16 protein-coding genes are annotated in these 14547 nt (G+C 56.1%); 11 read left to right on the forward strand and 5 right to left on the reverse strand.

The features are described 5' to 3' along the window. Positions 1-10: 10 nt before the first annotated feature. From rseP to JSS75_03920, 3 genes are all read right to left on the reverse strand, one after another. The gene (rseP, locus tag JSS75_03910; GenBank protein ID MBS1902827.1) at positions 11-1393 is read right to left on the reverse strand and encodes an RIP metalloprotease RseP; all 1383 of its coding nucleotides are present in this window, start codon (positions 1391-1393) and stop codon (positions 11-13) included. Between the two features lie 192 nt (positions 1394-1585). Then, positions 1586-2023 (reverse strand): hypothetical protein, encoded by a 438-nt coding sequence (locus JSS75_03915; protein ID MBS1902828.1) that lies wholly within the window; start codon positions 2021-2023, stop codon positions 1586-1588. Beyond that, the gene (locus JSS75_03920) at positions 2001-3194 is read right to left on the reverse strand and encodes a 1-deoxy-D-xylulose-5-phosphate reductoisomerase (GenBank protein ID MBS1902829.1); all 1194 of its coding nucleotides are present in this window, start codon (positions 3192-3194) and stop codon (positions 2001-2003) included. The genes JSS75_03915 and JSS75_03920 overlap by 23 nt, the downstream gene beginning before the upstream one ends. Positions 3195-3373: 179 nt before the next feature. On the opposite strand from JSS75_03920, the gene JSS75_03925 reads away from it, so the two are divergent. Further along, entirely contained in the window at positions 3374-5410 is a 2037-nt protein-coding gene (locus tag JSS75_03925) for a hypothetical protein (GenBank protein ID MBS1902830.1), read from the forward strand. Position 5411: 1 nt separating this feature from the next. Here the strand turns inward: JSS75_03925 and JSS75_03930 are convergent, their stop codons facing one another. Next, on the reverse strand, positions 5412-6695 hold the full coding sequence (locus tag JSS75_03930) for a hypothetical protein (GenBank protein ID MBS1902831.1): 1284 nt from the start codon (positions 6693-6695) through the stop codon (positions 5412-5414). A gap of 145 nt (positions 6696-6840) precedes the next feature. On the opposite strand from JSS75_03930, the gene JSS75_03935 reads away from it, so the two are divergent. Genes JSS75_03935 through JSS75_03965 form a run of 7 tightly spaced genes read left to right on the forward strand, consistent with a single transcriptional unit; the run spans position 6841 to position 10674 of the window. Further along, positions 6841-7713 carry a DUF4905 domain-containing protein gene (locus JSS75_03935; GenBank protein MBS1902832.1) on the forward strand — a complete coding sequence of 291 codons (873 nt, stop codon included), beginning with the start codon at positions 6841-6843 and terminating at the stop codon, positions 7711-7713. After that, entirely contained in the window at positions 7670-8173 is a 504-nt protein-coding gene (locus JSS75_03940; GenBank protein MBS1902833.1) for a hypothetical protein, read from the forward strand. Before JSS75_03935 ends, JSS75_03940 begins: the two co-directional genes overlap by 44 nt. A gap of 4 nt (positions 8174-8177) precedes the next feature. Next, positions 8178-8636 carry a thioredoxin-dependent thiol peroxidase gene (gene bcp, locus JSS75_03945; GenBank protein ID MBS1902834.1) on the forward strand — a complete coding sequence of 153 codons (459 nt, stop codon included), beginning with the start codon at positions 8178-8180 and terminating at the stop codon, positions 8634-8636. Then, entirely contained in the window at positions 8633-9118 is a 486-nt protein-coding gene (locus tag JSS75_03950; protein ID MBS1902835.1) for an SRPBCC family protein, read from the forward strand. Before bcp ends, JSS75_03950 begins: the two co-directional genes overlap by 4 nt. 44 nt (positions 9119-9162) lie before the next feature. Further along, positions 9163-9747 carry a GNAT family N-acetyltransferase gene (locus JSS75_03955; GenBank protein ID MBS1902836.1) on the forward strand — a complete coding sequence of 195 codons (585 nt, stop codon included), beginning with the start codon at positions 9163-9165 and terminating at the stop codon, positions 9745-9747. Beyond that, the gene (locus JSS75_03960; protein MBS1902837.1) at positions 9722-10348 is read left to right on the forward strand and encodes a hypothetical protein; all 627 of its coding nucleotides are present in this window, start codon (positions 9722-9724) and stop codon (positions 10346-10348) included. Before JSS75_03955 ends, JSS75_03960 begins: the two co-directional genes overlap by 26 nt. Positions 10349-10356: 8 nt before the next feature. Further along, entirely contained in the window at positions 10357-10674 is a 318-nt protein-coding gene (locus JSS75_03965) for an NAD(P)H-dependent oxidoreductase subunit E (GenBank protein MBS1902838.1), read from the forward strand. A 128-nt stretch (positions 10675-10802) separates the two neighbouring features. Here the strand turns inward: JSS75_03965 and rfaE2 are convergent, their stop codons facing one another. Beyond that, positions 10803-11303: a D-glycero-beta-D-manno-heptose 1-phosphate adenylyltransferase gene (gene rfaE2, locus JSS75_03970; GenBank protein ID MBS1902839.1), complete on the reverse strand. Its 501-nt coding sequence runs from the start codon at positions 11301-11303 to the stop codon at positions 10803-10805. 31 nt (positions 11304-11334) lie between these two features. On the opposite strand from rfaE2, the gene rlmN reads away from it, so the two are divergent. From rlmN to JSS75_03985, 3 genes are read left to right on the forward strand one after another with little or no spacing between them, the layout of a single operon-like run. Further along, positions 11335-12444, forward strand: a complete 1110-nt coding sequence (rlmN, locus tag JSS75_03975) for a 23S rRNA (adenine(2503)-C(2))-methyltransferase RlmN (GenBank protein ID MBS1902840.1) — start codon at positions 11335-11337, stop codon at positions 12442-12444. Between the two features lie 3 nt (positions 12445-12447). Further along, on the forward strand, positions 12448-13248 hold the full coding sequence (locus JSS75_03980) for an FAD-binding oxidoreductase (protein MBS1902841.1): 801 nt from the start codon (positions 12448-12450) through the stop codon (positions 13246-13248). Continuing rightward, positions 13241-14497 (forward strand): 4Fe-4S dicluster domain-containing protein, encoded by a 1257-nt coding sequence (locus JSS75_03985; GenBank protein MBS1902842.1) that lies wholly within the window; start codon positions 13241-13243, stop codon positions 14495-14497. Before JSS75_03980 ends, JSS75_03985 begins: the two co-directional genes overlap by 8 nt. Positions 14498-14547 lie beyond the last annotated feature (50 nt).

Below are 14547 nucleotides of genomic sequence, written 5' to 3' on the forward strand. Positions count from 1 at the left end.
ATGGGAGCGCTCAGAGTCCGCGCAGGTCGTTAAAGACCATGAAGACCATCAACAGCAAGAGCAGCGTCACGCCCACTCGTTGAAAACCCATCTTGAACTTCTGCGAGAGCTCGCGGCGAAGTACGGCCTCGATGAGCACAATAATAAGATGTCCGCCATCGAGCGCCGGCACAGGGAGGATATTCAGGAAAGCAAGCGAGAGCGAAAGGATCGCCATGAAGCTCAGGTATGCCACGATTCCGCTTTTGGCACTGCGCGAAGCGAACTGCGCGATCTTGATCGGGCCGCCGACATTCTTCGAGAAGTTTACCTTCCCGGTAAAGATCATCGCGATATTCTGTACGTACATCTTCGTCTGATAGAAGAGGTCGTTGATGCCCGTTGAGATCGCCTCTCCCATCGAGTAATCCAGCTTCGTCGTCGGACCGGAATACGGCGCGGGGCTAATCTGGACGCCGATCTGTCCGGCGGCGTTCGGAGTCACCGCAACGTCTACCTCTTTATTATCGCGCACATACGTCACGGTGATCGGTTGGTTGGCATGCGTCTTGATCATATCGATCATCGCCACCTCGTTGAGCACCGGTACGCCGTTGATCTTGACAACGCGATCGCCCGCTTTGAACCCCGCGTGATCGGCCGGATAAGACGCCGTCACATCGTTAACGGTCGCGCCTGCCATACCTTCGGGATAGAGGCCGAATCGCTTATCGAGCTCGGCGGGTTCGGTCGTCATTTCCGTCGTATGATACGTGACGGTATATTTTGTACCGGCACGCTCAAGTGTCATCGCGTAGTCGCGGCCCAGATGTCCGATCGTCCCGTCGATATCGACATCTTGCCAATTCGTCATTGGTTTGCCATCGATCGCGATCACTTTGTCGCCGGGCAATACACCCAGTTTCGCCGAAACCGAGTTCTGCGCGACATAGCCGATCGTCGTCGTATTCCAAATGATCTTCCCTTCGGAATACTTCAGGCCGATGAAGATCGCACCCGCAAGCATGAAATTCAGGATCACACCCGCCGAAAGCACGATCGACTTCTTCCACCAACTCTTCGAACGGAATTCCCACGGCTGGGCCGGACCGGAGATCTCTTCCATCTGTGTCTCGTCGATCATGCCCGCAATCCGTGCATAGCCGCCGATCGGCAGCAGTGACAGACGGTAATCGGTATTCTTCCCAAGTTGTGCTTCGAGCTCTTCACTGAGCGGACCGAAGGTGAAGCCGTTGAGCTTGTTCCACCCGAACAGACGGCGGCCCATCCCGATCGAATAGACCGGGACATACATCCCGAAGATGCGACCTGCGATGAAGTGTCCGAACTCGTGGATCGAAACGAGGACGAAAATCGTCAGGATGAAGTAGAAGAGCGTTTGCAGAAATTCCATAACCGTGTAAATGCGAATTCGAATGATTGGGTTCGGGCCCCGGTAGGGGGCCAGTGTTGGCGTTCGTAATACATGTCATTCCGAGCGAAGCGAAGAATCCCTTGATGAAACGCAGTGAGGCTCCGCCATAGAGATTCTTCGCTTCGCTCAGAATGACGTCTTCTTAAACCTTCAAACTGATCCTCCCCAGCCCTACCGTGATGGCGGTCTGCGCTTGAGAAAACGTGTCGCCGGCCATTGCCTCCGCCAGTAGCCGACCGGGTGAATGCGGTCCTCGACAATATCGTAGAACTTCACTGTTTGCAAGTCCTTACTGACAAGCAACGAAAACCATCGCACCGAATGGTCGGTATGCGATTCACCAACATAGATCTGGTAGTACTTCCGTTCGATCGCGGTTTGACCCGAATCGCTCGGAATGCCCTCGACGTACATGATCGATTCCACGCTGTCTCGTGCATAGTGTGCATTGAAGCGGGAAAGTACGTCCATAAAATCGGGGATCTGCTCGACCCGGCGCAGGACGGAATCTTCCATGGTCGTGGTCGGCTGGGCTCTCGCTGAAGCGGCAAGTACGAGTCCTGCCAAGACTGCAACGACGATACACCTACCCGATACGCTCCTGGGCATATACTCTTGTCTGTACGTCGGCATCGTAGATACGTTCCAAACCGGCGGCGATACCGGCCTCGGTGTTTACATCGAAGGGTTCGGCACAGCTCGCCGGAGCGTTCGAGATAGCATCGGCGATCACATGCGGAATATCCGTAAACGCGATGCGCTCTTCCAAGAATGCCTCCACTGCTACTTCGTTGGCGGAATTGAGGATACACGGATACACACCGCCGAGTGACGCCGCCTCGCGCGCTAACCGCAGCGCCGGGAATCGGGTAGTGTCGGGTTCTTCGAAATCGAAGCGATTATTCTTTAGCAAATCGAGCAGGTCATACGCGACCGGAAGACGTTCGGGGAAACCGAGTGCATATTGAATCGGCAATCGCATATCTGGTGCACCAAGCTGGGCTTTAATGCTACCGTCCTTGAACTCGACCATCGAATGGACCACCGACTGCGGATGCACAATCACATCCACTTGCTCGAGCCCTACACCAAAGAGCCAGCGCGCCTCGATGACTTCGAGCCCTTTGTTCATGAGGGTTGCCGAGTCGATCGTGATCTTGCGACCCATCACCCAGTTCGGATGCTTGAGCGCACGTTCGAGCGTGATCGCGGCAAACTCTTCTGCGGGTAGCGTACGGAAGGGTCCGCCGCTGGCGGTGAGGATAATCCGTTTGATCAAATCGTTCGATTCGCCGACAAGGCACTGCGCTACTGCCGAATGTTCGGAGTCGATCGGCACAAGCTCGGCACCGGTGCGTTTGGCGAGCCCTGTCATTAATTCGCCCGCAACGACGAGCGTCTCTTTGTTCGCTAACGCCACGCGCTTGCCTGCATGGATGGCGGCGATTGTCGGCCGTAACCCTGCGAAGCCGACCATCGCGCCGACAACAGTGTCGACCGCATCGTCGGCAGCAATTGCTTCGAGCGCCTCCGCACCGAAGCGCACATCAACGGATGTCCCGACCGCTTGCAGCACCGCATGATAGGCATCGCTATCGGTCATGACCACGACCTTCGGCGAGAACTCCTGAATCTGACGGAGCACTTCGTCAACCGAGCGATGGGCGGAAATGGCATACACCGAAAACCGATCGCGGTTATGGCGCACGACGTTGAGCGTATTCTTGCCGATACTTCCGGTCGAACCGAGGATACACAAGCGGCGGGGTGTGGTATTCATGCGTTATGGCGATATCGATTCGTTGCTCGTTGCGTCTAGCGTATGCATCATCCTTCGATGCAACAATTTGACAATTCTCGCGTTACTTGGAAACTGAATAAACACCGATCGCCCTGAAACAGTACCGAACGAGACGCTCCGTCCGCCCTCGCAGTAGAACTGCGTGGGTTGTACTTGCTGTGATCGGTCTTGTATCTGCACTCGCATGGTGCGCAGACGCTCAGACTCTCCACACCGATTCGTTAGCTCGGCCGGATTCCGCAAAGACCCTTGTTGTTCGTCCGTTTCGACGCCCCATCGCCGTCGATGCAGGTGCGAGTACGCATCTCACGAACGAAGCGGTACGATATTATGGCTCGCCGCAAACGATCCCATCGCTGCTTGAGAATGCGGGAATCGGCGCCGCGCTATTGCTTGGCGATCAAGGCTATGGCCGCGAGGTCAATCTATTCACTTCGCGCACCTCAGAACCGCTTACCGCTGGGTTCATCAACGGGATCCTGCCACTCAACGACCCGATTAGCGGGAATTCGATGCTGAACTACTATCCGATCGAACTCCTGAGTGCGCTCAATATCTCCCATGGCGGCGCGATGGGGTCGCTCGATCATGCGGCAAGCGATGTCGTTGACGGACACATCGAAACATTCCGAACGCCGATCGCCTATTCCCGCATGCATTACACGCAGGAGCTCGGCCACAGCTTCTCGAATTTCGAAGGACTACTTGCCGTCAGTCCGTCGGAGCCGCTCAATATCGCGCTTGCCGTGTACCGCCGGGGCTCCGGGTCGGCGCTCAACTCGACCACGCTCAACCTGAACCCACGCACCGACGATTGGTGGGTGCGCTCGCAGGCGAGCTACGACAGCAAGAATATTCACGCGCTCCTCTTCGCCCTCTACACATCTGCATTCAGCGGCACCAATGGCGGGACGTTCAAGATCGACTCGACGACCGATGTCTTCGACGAACAGCTCGCACCGACGTATTCGCCGCGCAGCTACGATCATCGAACACGGCTGGACCTGCTCGGGCAATCTGCCTTCTCGCTTCTGAGCGAGAAAGACCCGACGCTCATTGCCGCATATATGACGATCTCGGCACGAAAGCTGTTCGTTGCGGACTCGACATTTTCATCGATCGCTGCACCGCTTCGCAACGGTGACCGTTTCGGGATGACATTCCAGCAACCCGCCGAACTCTCGCTCGGCGCTTTCACGACCAGGGCGTTGCTTCGTGCCGATGCACAAGTGCTGTCGCGGACGACGCCATCGAACAGAACTACGGATATTCTCGAGAAACGATACTCTGCGCTAGCAAGCGATTCGCTTTCGCTCGGCGGTGCATTCGGCGTGAGCGCCAATGGCTTCTTCCGGTGGACGCTCTCGAGCCTCACTCTTGGCGGCAACACCGAGCCGGACCTTGCACTATCGAACTTCGGGCTCGAAGGCTCGGCACGCCTGAGCCGTGCGCTTTCCGTAACTGCGCAGTTCACCTATATGCGCGATCGGGCCGTGCAATCGCCAGACCCGCTTGCGACCTATGAACTGCGCAATTTGGGTATCTTCACTACGCTCGGCATTCCGTTCGGAGTCAACGACAGTATTGCGATCACAACCGGATATCTCGACCGCGTCGAACCGGAGGGCATTATCCTCGTCCCCACGAGTTACAACGATAGCCTTTACTACCCTGCCTTCTCGGCTACTGCGCTTCATTCGCGAGGCATCAACGGTTCGATCAATGCATGGCTCGGTTCGTTTCGCATTAATGCAAGCGGGACTTTCCTGCCGAGCGTGCACCCTCTCTCGTCGTACACGAACATTCCGTCGCTGGTGTCGGATATATCGGCACGGATCTCGGCTCAGGCCGGAGTCTATTATGAAAGCGATATTGCCGATGGCAACCTGCGGCTCAGTCTTGGTGGACGGACTCGATACCTGAATCGTCTGACCCCCGCCTTATCGTACGATGCCGCGACTGATTATTATGCCTATCGAGGTCTTCCGCACTACGGGACGACACTCACCGACGATTCACGTTTCACCTCACCACGATATATAGTCGACATTCTCGCTTCCGCTCTGATCGATCAGCGAGCACAAGTGAACGTACAGTTCTTGAATGTTCTTGGCACTCCGTATTTCAATGTCCCGATCTACCCACGCGAGGGGTTCTCGTTCCGATTGGATGTGACGTGGGCATTCCTCGATTAGCCTACCGCATATCGCGGCTGTCCTCAACATAGGTGATTATACCACTACGAAATACCGGTCGTGGTGTATGATTGCGAATATCCTGATAGAAATGAAAGTGGGTGAACGGATTTGAACCGCCGTGTGTGTCATAATTACCGAACGTGTCGATCGGTGCAGCATCCAACTCTCGATTCCACACCGCCGTTGACCAAACGAGAATCGTCGCGGAGACCATTGTTAGAGTACACAACCCGAATGCAAGAACCCGGCGCGAACGGGGATGTCTCAGTGTCCGGGCAATGAATGCGACTATTGCAAGATACCCCACATACGTAAATCGCACGCCCGGCGCGACCATCCCACCGAGAAACGCCGGCGAGAAGATGGCAATCGCAAGAGCGAGTGCGCCGATCACGGCTGAGAACTCCCAGTACCGAGCGCGGATCGAACGGACGATCATCCACACAGCCCCGATCCAGAACCCAATCGCAAATACGGCGTCGAACCACACGAACACCGTTGATGGCTCAAAGACATGCTTCATCCGGTGGACCGGCATGACTACCGCCGGCAACGTCCGTATCGACGTACGGACCGACTCCGCATAAGTGACCGAGAATCCGTCAGTCGGGCCCATCGGAATGTCTTTTGCTATGCAGTACTGCACAAACAGCACCACCGACGGTAGCAGCGCCAATAGCGATCGTTTGAACAGCTTGACATTCGCTTCGCGCATGCACACGACAAGCAATACACTACAGAGGATCGCAGCGGCGACAAAGTGGGAGACATATGCGGCAAAAAGAAACAGCATCAGCGGGAAACCGAGCGCAGAGCTACGATGCCGAAGTACATAGACACTGCCATGCAGGGCAACGCCGAGACCGAAAACAAAATTTACAAAGCCCATCTGGACATCCAGCGTCATGCACCCACCAATGGCTACAAGGATGTTGACCGCCTCCTGTCGCGATCCAAGTACATACATCAGCCGAACGCTTCCGCTATAGCACAGGACCAATGTGATCAATAGATAAATTTTTCCGGCAACGATCGGGGCAAGCATGCCCTCCAGCGCTGCGATCACCAGAGTTGCAGCGGAATTCGGGGGAAGATATGGCTGAAGCCGAAAGTGGCCGCCGAGATCGTCATGATGTGCGAGCCATTGATGCATTACGTAACCGTGATACGTCCATTGCGGTAGATCCTGGAAGGGAAGATATTCGAATCCGCCGACGTACATCGCAAGCGTCGCGACGACGAGGAGATGTATAATTCGGGACCGAAGCGAGATGTGTTGCATTTCGGGATGTTCCTTTTATGCAGGAACACGGCTGCAGAGTAGCGGTTGTCTCTACCCACATACGAAAAGTAGGTCTCTTCTGCGTACCCCAGCAGCGGCGACGTTTCTCCTTGCTTACGTGTTTGCACCTGCGCAGAAGTAGCGAATGAGCATTCTTTCACGCATCCGAGGCAGTAAGCTCAAGCCCGCCTGGCAGTTCCAAGCCGGCGATGGGAAGATGTTCTGGCGCCTGCTCATCAGCCCGAACGGTATCCTCGGCGGTGAGGAGCGCGATGTGGAGAACAAGACGGCTTCGCTCTTTGCCCTCGATGTGGCATCGGGCACGATGATCTGGCGAAACGTCGGCATCGACGAACCGTGGTGGTTCCATTCGGCAAAGCTCACCCCGCAGAATCTCTATATCCATCGCTTCCGCAAGCCCGACATGCCCGAGCCGCTCGGCATCGTCACGCTCGACGCCGCGACCGGTACCGTTCGCTGGGAGCAACCGGATGTTGCGATGCTCTTCGAATACGACGGCAAGGTGTACGCCCAACGCGAGGCGCTCGGCCGCACTGAGTTCTTTGCGATCGATAGCCGCAGTGGCGAAGTGCTCGAGGCTTTTGGCTCGGAGCGCGAGAACATCCTTGGGTTGCAGGCGCTTGTGGCGAACGAGGATACGGAATCTATCTACTCGGTACCGATCGCTCCGGGCGAGGAGCTCTTCGAACCGATCGCAGCGCTCGTAAGCGAAGTGCTCGATGTGAATGAACTTCGCGGCTCGATCGACTTCGCCGACTTCGGCGGGAAGCTTGTCTTTAGTTACCACACACGCATCACCGGCGATGCCAATGCGATGCTCGCGAACACGCTGTCGAACCACCTTGTCATTCTCGACAAGGACAGCGGCGATGTGCTCTATCGCGAAGTGCTCAATAGCCGCACGCCGTATCCCGTGCCCGATAACTTTTTTATCCATCGTGGAGTATTGATCTATGTCAAAGAGACCACAGAACTCGTGGGCATTCCGCTTCGGTAGTTTCGCTGTCGCACTGCTCGTCGCAACGATGCTCAGCAGCTGCGATCGCGGCGCCACCGAACAGATCCAGGCTGCCGAGCGATTTGCCGAAGCAACTGCTCGTAACAACGTCGGCATGCGCGACTCGATGATCGCGACGCGGCTCTTTAAGTCGTACTTCAAGAACGACTATGTTGCCAGCGACTTCATTACCTACATCCAGTCGATCTACGATTTCCGTAACCATAAATTCATCCGCGCTGCAAGCGCCGATGTCGATAAGGACTTCAAAGCAGACCTCACCGGTGGTCTTCTCGACGCAACTGACATTGAAGAGACCGGCATGGTAAAGGTGAAATCGCCGCATGAAACCGATCCGGTCGCGTATTTCTGGATGGTCAAGCAAAAAGGCCAGCACTGGAAAGTCGCGATGGTGACCAAAGGCGAACTGCAGGTAGACTTTAGCAAAGTTCAGCAATAACGGTATGCTCACAGTAGGCGATAAAGCTCCGGACTTTTCCGGAATCGACGACAGCGGGAAGACGATCTCGCTCAAAGACTTCAAAGGCAAGAAGTTCGTCCTGTACTTCTACCCGAAGGATAACACGTCCGGCTGTACCGTCGAGGCGTGTGATTTCCGTGATACTTTTCCCTCGTTCCGCAAGGCTGGCATTCCGGTCATCGGTGTAAGTCCGGACACCGAGAAGTCGCACAAAGGCTTCAAAGAGAAGTATGAACTTCCGTTTCCGCTGATCGCGGATACCGACAAGAAGATCTGCGAAGCGTTCGGCGTCTGGCAAGAGAAGTCGATGTACGGCCGCAAGTACATGGGCGTCGTGCGTTCGACGTTCATCATCGACGAAAAAGGCAAGATTGCAGCCTTGTATTCAAAGGTGAAGGTCCCGGGTCACGTCAAAGAAGTGTTGGAAGCAGCGAAGGCATGACGATCTACACCGTCGAAAGTGCTGTGACCATTGCCGCCCCGATCGAGGCGGTGTTCGATTTTCATCTCGATGTTGCGAACCTCAACAAGATCTCGCCACCCGGCATGTCGGCGCGGCTGGTGAAGGACGAGGGACTCGGTACGGCCCGGACGATGTACCTTGAGATTACCCAATTCGGATTATTCAAGAGCCATTGGATCGTGAAGATCGACGAATTCGATCCGCCGTTCAAGCTCACCGACCTCGTGGTGAAAGGTCCCTTCCCCTACTTTCGCCATTCCCGTACGTTCAGCCAGCCGTGTGCAGCGCTGACAGAATTGCGCGACAAGTTGGAATACGCCCTGCCATTCGGTGCGATCGGCCGATTGGCGAACAAGATTTCGGTGCAGCGGATGATCAACGATATGTTCGAGCATCGGCACCGCATCACCAAAGAACTGCTCGAAGAGCGATTCTATATCAAAGAGATCCCTGTATCGTGATCTTTCCCGAACACGAGCCACAGTACCCTATTCCAAAGCGAGTCGTGACCAAACGCCTCGTCCTGCGCGCGTTCGACTCCAAAGATGCCGAGAGCTACTACGATCTCGAACAGCGCGGCCTTCGCGACCACTTGGCGGCATTCATGCCGGGTACTCCTGACGACGAGCGAGCGCGGGCCGAAGGCATCCGAGAGATGCGCGCGAAGATCAGGACGACGCTCGACAAGTGGGACGACGGTACCGACTATCGGTTTGTGATCCGCGAGTCGGGGTCGGAGACGATCATCGGCCAGATCGCCGTCACGAACATTATCCGCAACGTCGCACAATCTGCCTTCGTCGGCTATTGGGTCGGCCATGACTGGTTGGGCCGAGGCGTTGCGACCGAGGCAACGGCGGCGATCCTGGCGTTCGCGTTCGATGTGCTGCGGCTGCACCGCATTTCGATCTGGATCTCACCCGAGAACGCAGCAAGCCTGCGCGTCGTTGAGAAGTTGGGTTTGCGTTATGAAGGGACGGCCATCCGCGCATTGCATCAGGGCGGGAAATGGACCGATACCCGTGTCTTTGCGATCACCAGTGAAGAGTGGAATGAAAGAAGGAATGAACTACAGACATTCTATCAGTAAGATCGTGCTCACCGTGTTGGTGATGCTCCCCATGCTCGTGCGTGCACAATCGACGAAGGAGGTCATTGCCCGGCTCGAAAGCACGTACAAAACAGGCGCCGGAGTCGAGGTGCAATTTGCCTTGCCGGATAAGAGCAAGGTCACGATGACGCTTGCGACAGACTCGAACGCCTATCATCTGACCAGCGCGACCGAAGAGTTCATCTGCGACGGCAAGACGCAGTGGCATCTGTTCAAAAAAGAAAAGAAGGTCGTCATCGATAAAGCGGGCAGCAGCGGTGCCAATTCGCAAGCCATGCTCGACTTCGCGCATAACTACGATGCGAAGCTCACCAACCCAAGCAAAGGCAATTACACGCTGACGCTGACGCCGCATCCGAACATTGCGTCACTCTTCAAGAGCATCGGCGATGTCAAGACCGTCGAGTTCAAGATGGTTGCCAAGGGCGGTGGGTTGGTCGTCGATTCGATCTCGGCGCAAGCCCCGAACGCGTCGATGACGCTTGCGAAGCTCAAGATCACACCGAAGAAGACGCTGCCGAAGAGTCTCTTCACCTACAAGCCCGCGAGAAATATTCAGGTCGTGGACATGCGCGACTGAGCACGACGATGAGCGTCCCGAAATACACGCACCATATTTTCGTCTGCGAGAACTACCGCGATCCGAGCGATCCGCGCGGATGCTGCGCAGCAAAAGGCTCGGAAGCCATCCGCAAGAAGCTCAAAGAAGAATTAAAGAAGCGCGGACTCAAAGGTCAGGCACGAGCGAACAAAGCCGGATGCTTGGACCAGTGTGCAAAGGGTCCGGCCGTTGTTGTATACCCCGAAGGCATCTGGTACGCTCACGTCACGGAGAACGACGTCGAGGAGATCGTCGAATCGCACATCGTCGGCGGCAAGCCGGTCGAGCGGTTGCTGATGAAGTAGCGATCGTTGTCATTCTGAGCGAAGCGAAGAATCCCTTCGGGACTGCACGAACATTCAGGCAGGACCGAAGGGATTCTTCACTGCGGCCGCAAGCGGCCTTCGTTCAGAATGACATGCCGAATGGAGCACTACCCTTTCATCTTCTCCACAATACCCGTCGTGCTTTTCCCATCGACGAACGGGATCGTCATCACCTTGCCGCCGCTCTTCTCGACCGTATCGCGTCCGACAATTTCTTCAATCTTGTAATCGCCGCCTTTGACGAGTACATCCGGGATGACGAAGTCGATTAGCTCTTTCGGCGTATCCTCATCGAAGATCACGATGCAATCGCATGCGCTCAGTGAAGCGAGGATCAGTGCACGATCTTCTTCGCTCTGGATCGGACGAGATTCTCCTTTCAAGCGTTTCACCGATGCATCGGCGTTCACCCCGACCATCAGCGCATCACCTTCGTTGCGGGCTGCAAGGAGATAGGTGACATGGCCCCGATGCAAAAGATCGAAGACGCCGTTGGTGAACACGAGCTTCTTGCCCGTCACACGTAAGGCTCCGCGCCATTGACGCAGAGCGGCTCGTTCTTTTTCGTCGCGGAATCGGAATACTGGTACGGTATGCAGCGGCGGCATTAGTGCGAGAAGTTTGCTGTTAGCACAACGAATGAACGAGACCCCGACAACGCTCTTTGGCTTGAATGAGCCCGCGATCGCGGCTGCGCTTGCGCAGGCTGATCCGTCGCTGCCGCGATTTCGTTCGCGTCAGATCTATAACGCGCTCTACGCAAAAGGCATTCGCTCGTTCGCCGAGATGTCGAACCTGCCAGCAGCACTGCGGGCTTCACTTGACGCGCGCTTCCCGATCGTCCATCCGAAGATCGTCAAAGAATCCCGTAGCGCTGACGGGACGATCAAGTATCTGTTCGAGCTTTCCGATGGCAGACAGGTCGAGTCCGTCCTGATCCCGAGCGAGATGCGCGATGCACGCGGCGAAGCACGCCGCAAGACACTGTGCTTATCGACGCAGGTAGGCTGTCCGCTCGATTGCAAGTTCTGTGCGACGGCATCACTGAAGCTCAAGCGCAACCTCACTGTCGGCGAGATCGTCGGCCAATACATCGCGGTCGAGCACGCGAGCGGCGAGAAGATCACGAACGTCGTGTACATGGGCATGGGCGAACCGATGCTCAACTATGAGAACGTCGTCGCGTCGCTGCGCATACTCACCGATCCCGAGCTTGAGATCATCGGCGCCAAACGGATCACCGTCTCGACGAGCGGCTTCCCCGATGAGATTCGCCGCTTTGCAAAAGAGGGACTGGGGGTCAAGCTTGCGCTCTCGCTGCATGCCACAACCGATGCACTGCGCGTGCAACTGATGCCCATCGACAAAAAGTATCCGCTCGATACGGTCATCGCTGCAATGGAGGATTATTACCGCGAGACGCACATCCCGGTCACCTACGAATACATTCTTTTCGACAAGCTCAACGACACGCCGGCGGATGCAAAGCGCTTGGCAAAGATCGCTCGTCGTGCGCCAAGCAAGGTGAACGTCATCCCCTTCCATCCCATCGACTTTACGCAACCGAGCGGACTCGGCGCGACGCTACACCCAAGCTCCGAAGCGCATTTCAACGAGTTCATCCGTCAGCTCAAAGAGCACGGAGCGCATGTGATGGTTCGCTCGTCGGCTGGTGTTGATATCGAAGCGGCGTGCGGGCAGCTTGCACTTTCGAACGAGCCGCATCTTCACGATATTGCTGTCGAATAGATCGTGATCACACTTGCGGAGACCTCCGAGGACGTTGCACGCTTTCTTGCACAGCGGTCGTCGCCGCTGCGTATCGCATACGATACGCTTTCCGATTCTACGATCGATACACTTTCGCTTGCGAAGCTTGATCGGGTCGTTTCGTATGAGCCCGAAGAGATGGTGATCGTCGTCGAGCCCGGCATCACACTTATCGCTCTTGAAACGCTGCTTGCGGCACAGGGTCAGTGGATACCAACAATTGTCACGTCTGAGATCCCGGAAACATCGCTTGGTGCTGCGGTCATTAACGACCACTACCATCCCCGTGCAGCAATACTCGGGATGCTTCGCACCTCGATCCTCGGAGGTACGTTCTGCACCACGGACGGTACGATCTTCAAAAGCGGTTCGCGGGTGGTGAAGTCTGTCGCAGGGTACGATATTCACCGTGCGTTCTGTGGCTCGCGCGGGAAATTCGGGGCGATCCTCTCGCTGACGATGAAGGTGCAGCCGAAACCGGAGCGCACTGCGCGATTCGCCATTGTGCCGGCTGGGCTTGAGATAACGCGACGGTTGAATCCGAGCGTTCTCATGGCCGATGTTGACTCTCCGATCATCGAACTCTCGGGATACAGCGAAGATGTGGACCAAGCGATGAATGCTCTTCGCGAGCATATCCACCACGAGTTGAGCAATGCAGAGTGGAGTCAGACGCTCGCTCGAGTACGTGTATCACATCTCAGGGCAGAACCGGATACAGAAGTAGTGAGCCTGCTGTCAAACGTTCGTGCGGTGTTCGATCCCAAACACATCCTTGTCTGACGAGAAGCACATATTCGCGGATATCGACGACAAGTTGCTCGCGTGCATTCACTGCGGGCTGTGTCTGGATTTCTGTCCGACCTACAGAGTAACGCACGAGGAGATGTCCAGCCCGCGCGGCCGCATCTACTTGATGAAAGCGGTCAACGAAGGCGCTCTCGATATCGCCGACCCGCTCGTGCAGGAGCACGAACTTTCGTGCCTCGTCTGCCGCGCGTGCGAAACGGCGTGTCCGTCGGGTGTGCAGTACTCCGTCCTGATGGAGCACACTCGCGACGCGATCGCACAAACAGGTTCGCGAGGGCCGTTGCACCGATTCGTCTATACGAACGTGCTTGGCTCGCGTGCGCTCACTCGGCTCGGACAGTTTTGCTTGGCGCTGCTCTCGCGTACTCGCCTGCTGAGGCTTGCACGAAAGACCTTCGACACGACAACTGGCATCTTCGCTCCGCTTCGCATAACGCCGGATAGCATCCCCTTCCCTCATGACCGCGATGGAGTATACCCGACAACGAAGCAACATATTGGTTCGGTCGGCCTACTCATCGGCTGCATCGGTGACGTCTTCACGAAGCAGGTCAACGATGCGACGATCGTCGTGCTCAATGCACTTGGGTACGATGTGCATACGATCCCCGAGATCAGTTGCTGCGGTGCTCTCGCATCACATGCAGGGTATGGTGAGCATGCGCGCACACTCGCTCGCACGACTCTCCATGCCATCGAGCGCTCAGGGGTGGACTACTTCATCACGAACATCGCGGGCTGCGGTGCGACGATGAAAGAGTACTCGAAGATGCTCGGTGCATCCCATCCCGCGCAAGCGAAGATCAAGGACATCTCCGAATTTCTCTTCGAGCATCATCTTTCGGACCTCGAGCGTCTTGGTTTGCGTTTCGACGAACCGACACACATCTCCTATCACGCACCTTGTCATCTCTATCACGGTCAGAAGATCGTTGACCTTCCAGCACAGCTTCTTCGCACGATCGCGAATGCCAAGGTGACGGTCCTCGAAGAGAACGATATCTGCTGCGGCAGTGCCGGCACGTATAACGTCGAGCGCCCGGAAATGGCCCGTGAACTGCTGGCCCGAAAGATGGAGATCATCGGCTCTGCCGGTGCTCCGGTCGTCGCCACGGCGAATGCGGGATGTCTGATGCAATTGCAGAGCGGCCTTCGCGAACGGCATGACGGTGCACAAGCCTACCATTTTATTGAAGTTATAGCCTCTCGAATTCGGGCGTAATTCCCCTGCCCGGACTGTAACTCTCCGTTGCAGGATGTGTTTTATTTACA

Source organism: Bacteroidota bacterium (assembly GCA_018266755.1).
Classification (GTDB): Bacteria; Bacteroidota; Ignavibacteria; order Palsa-1295; family Palsa-1295; genus JAFDZW01.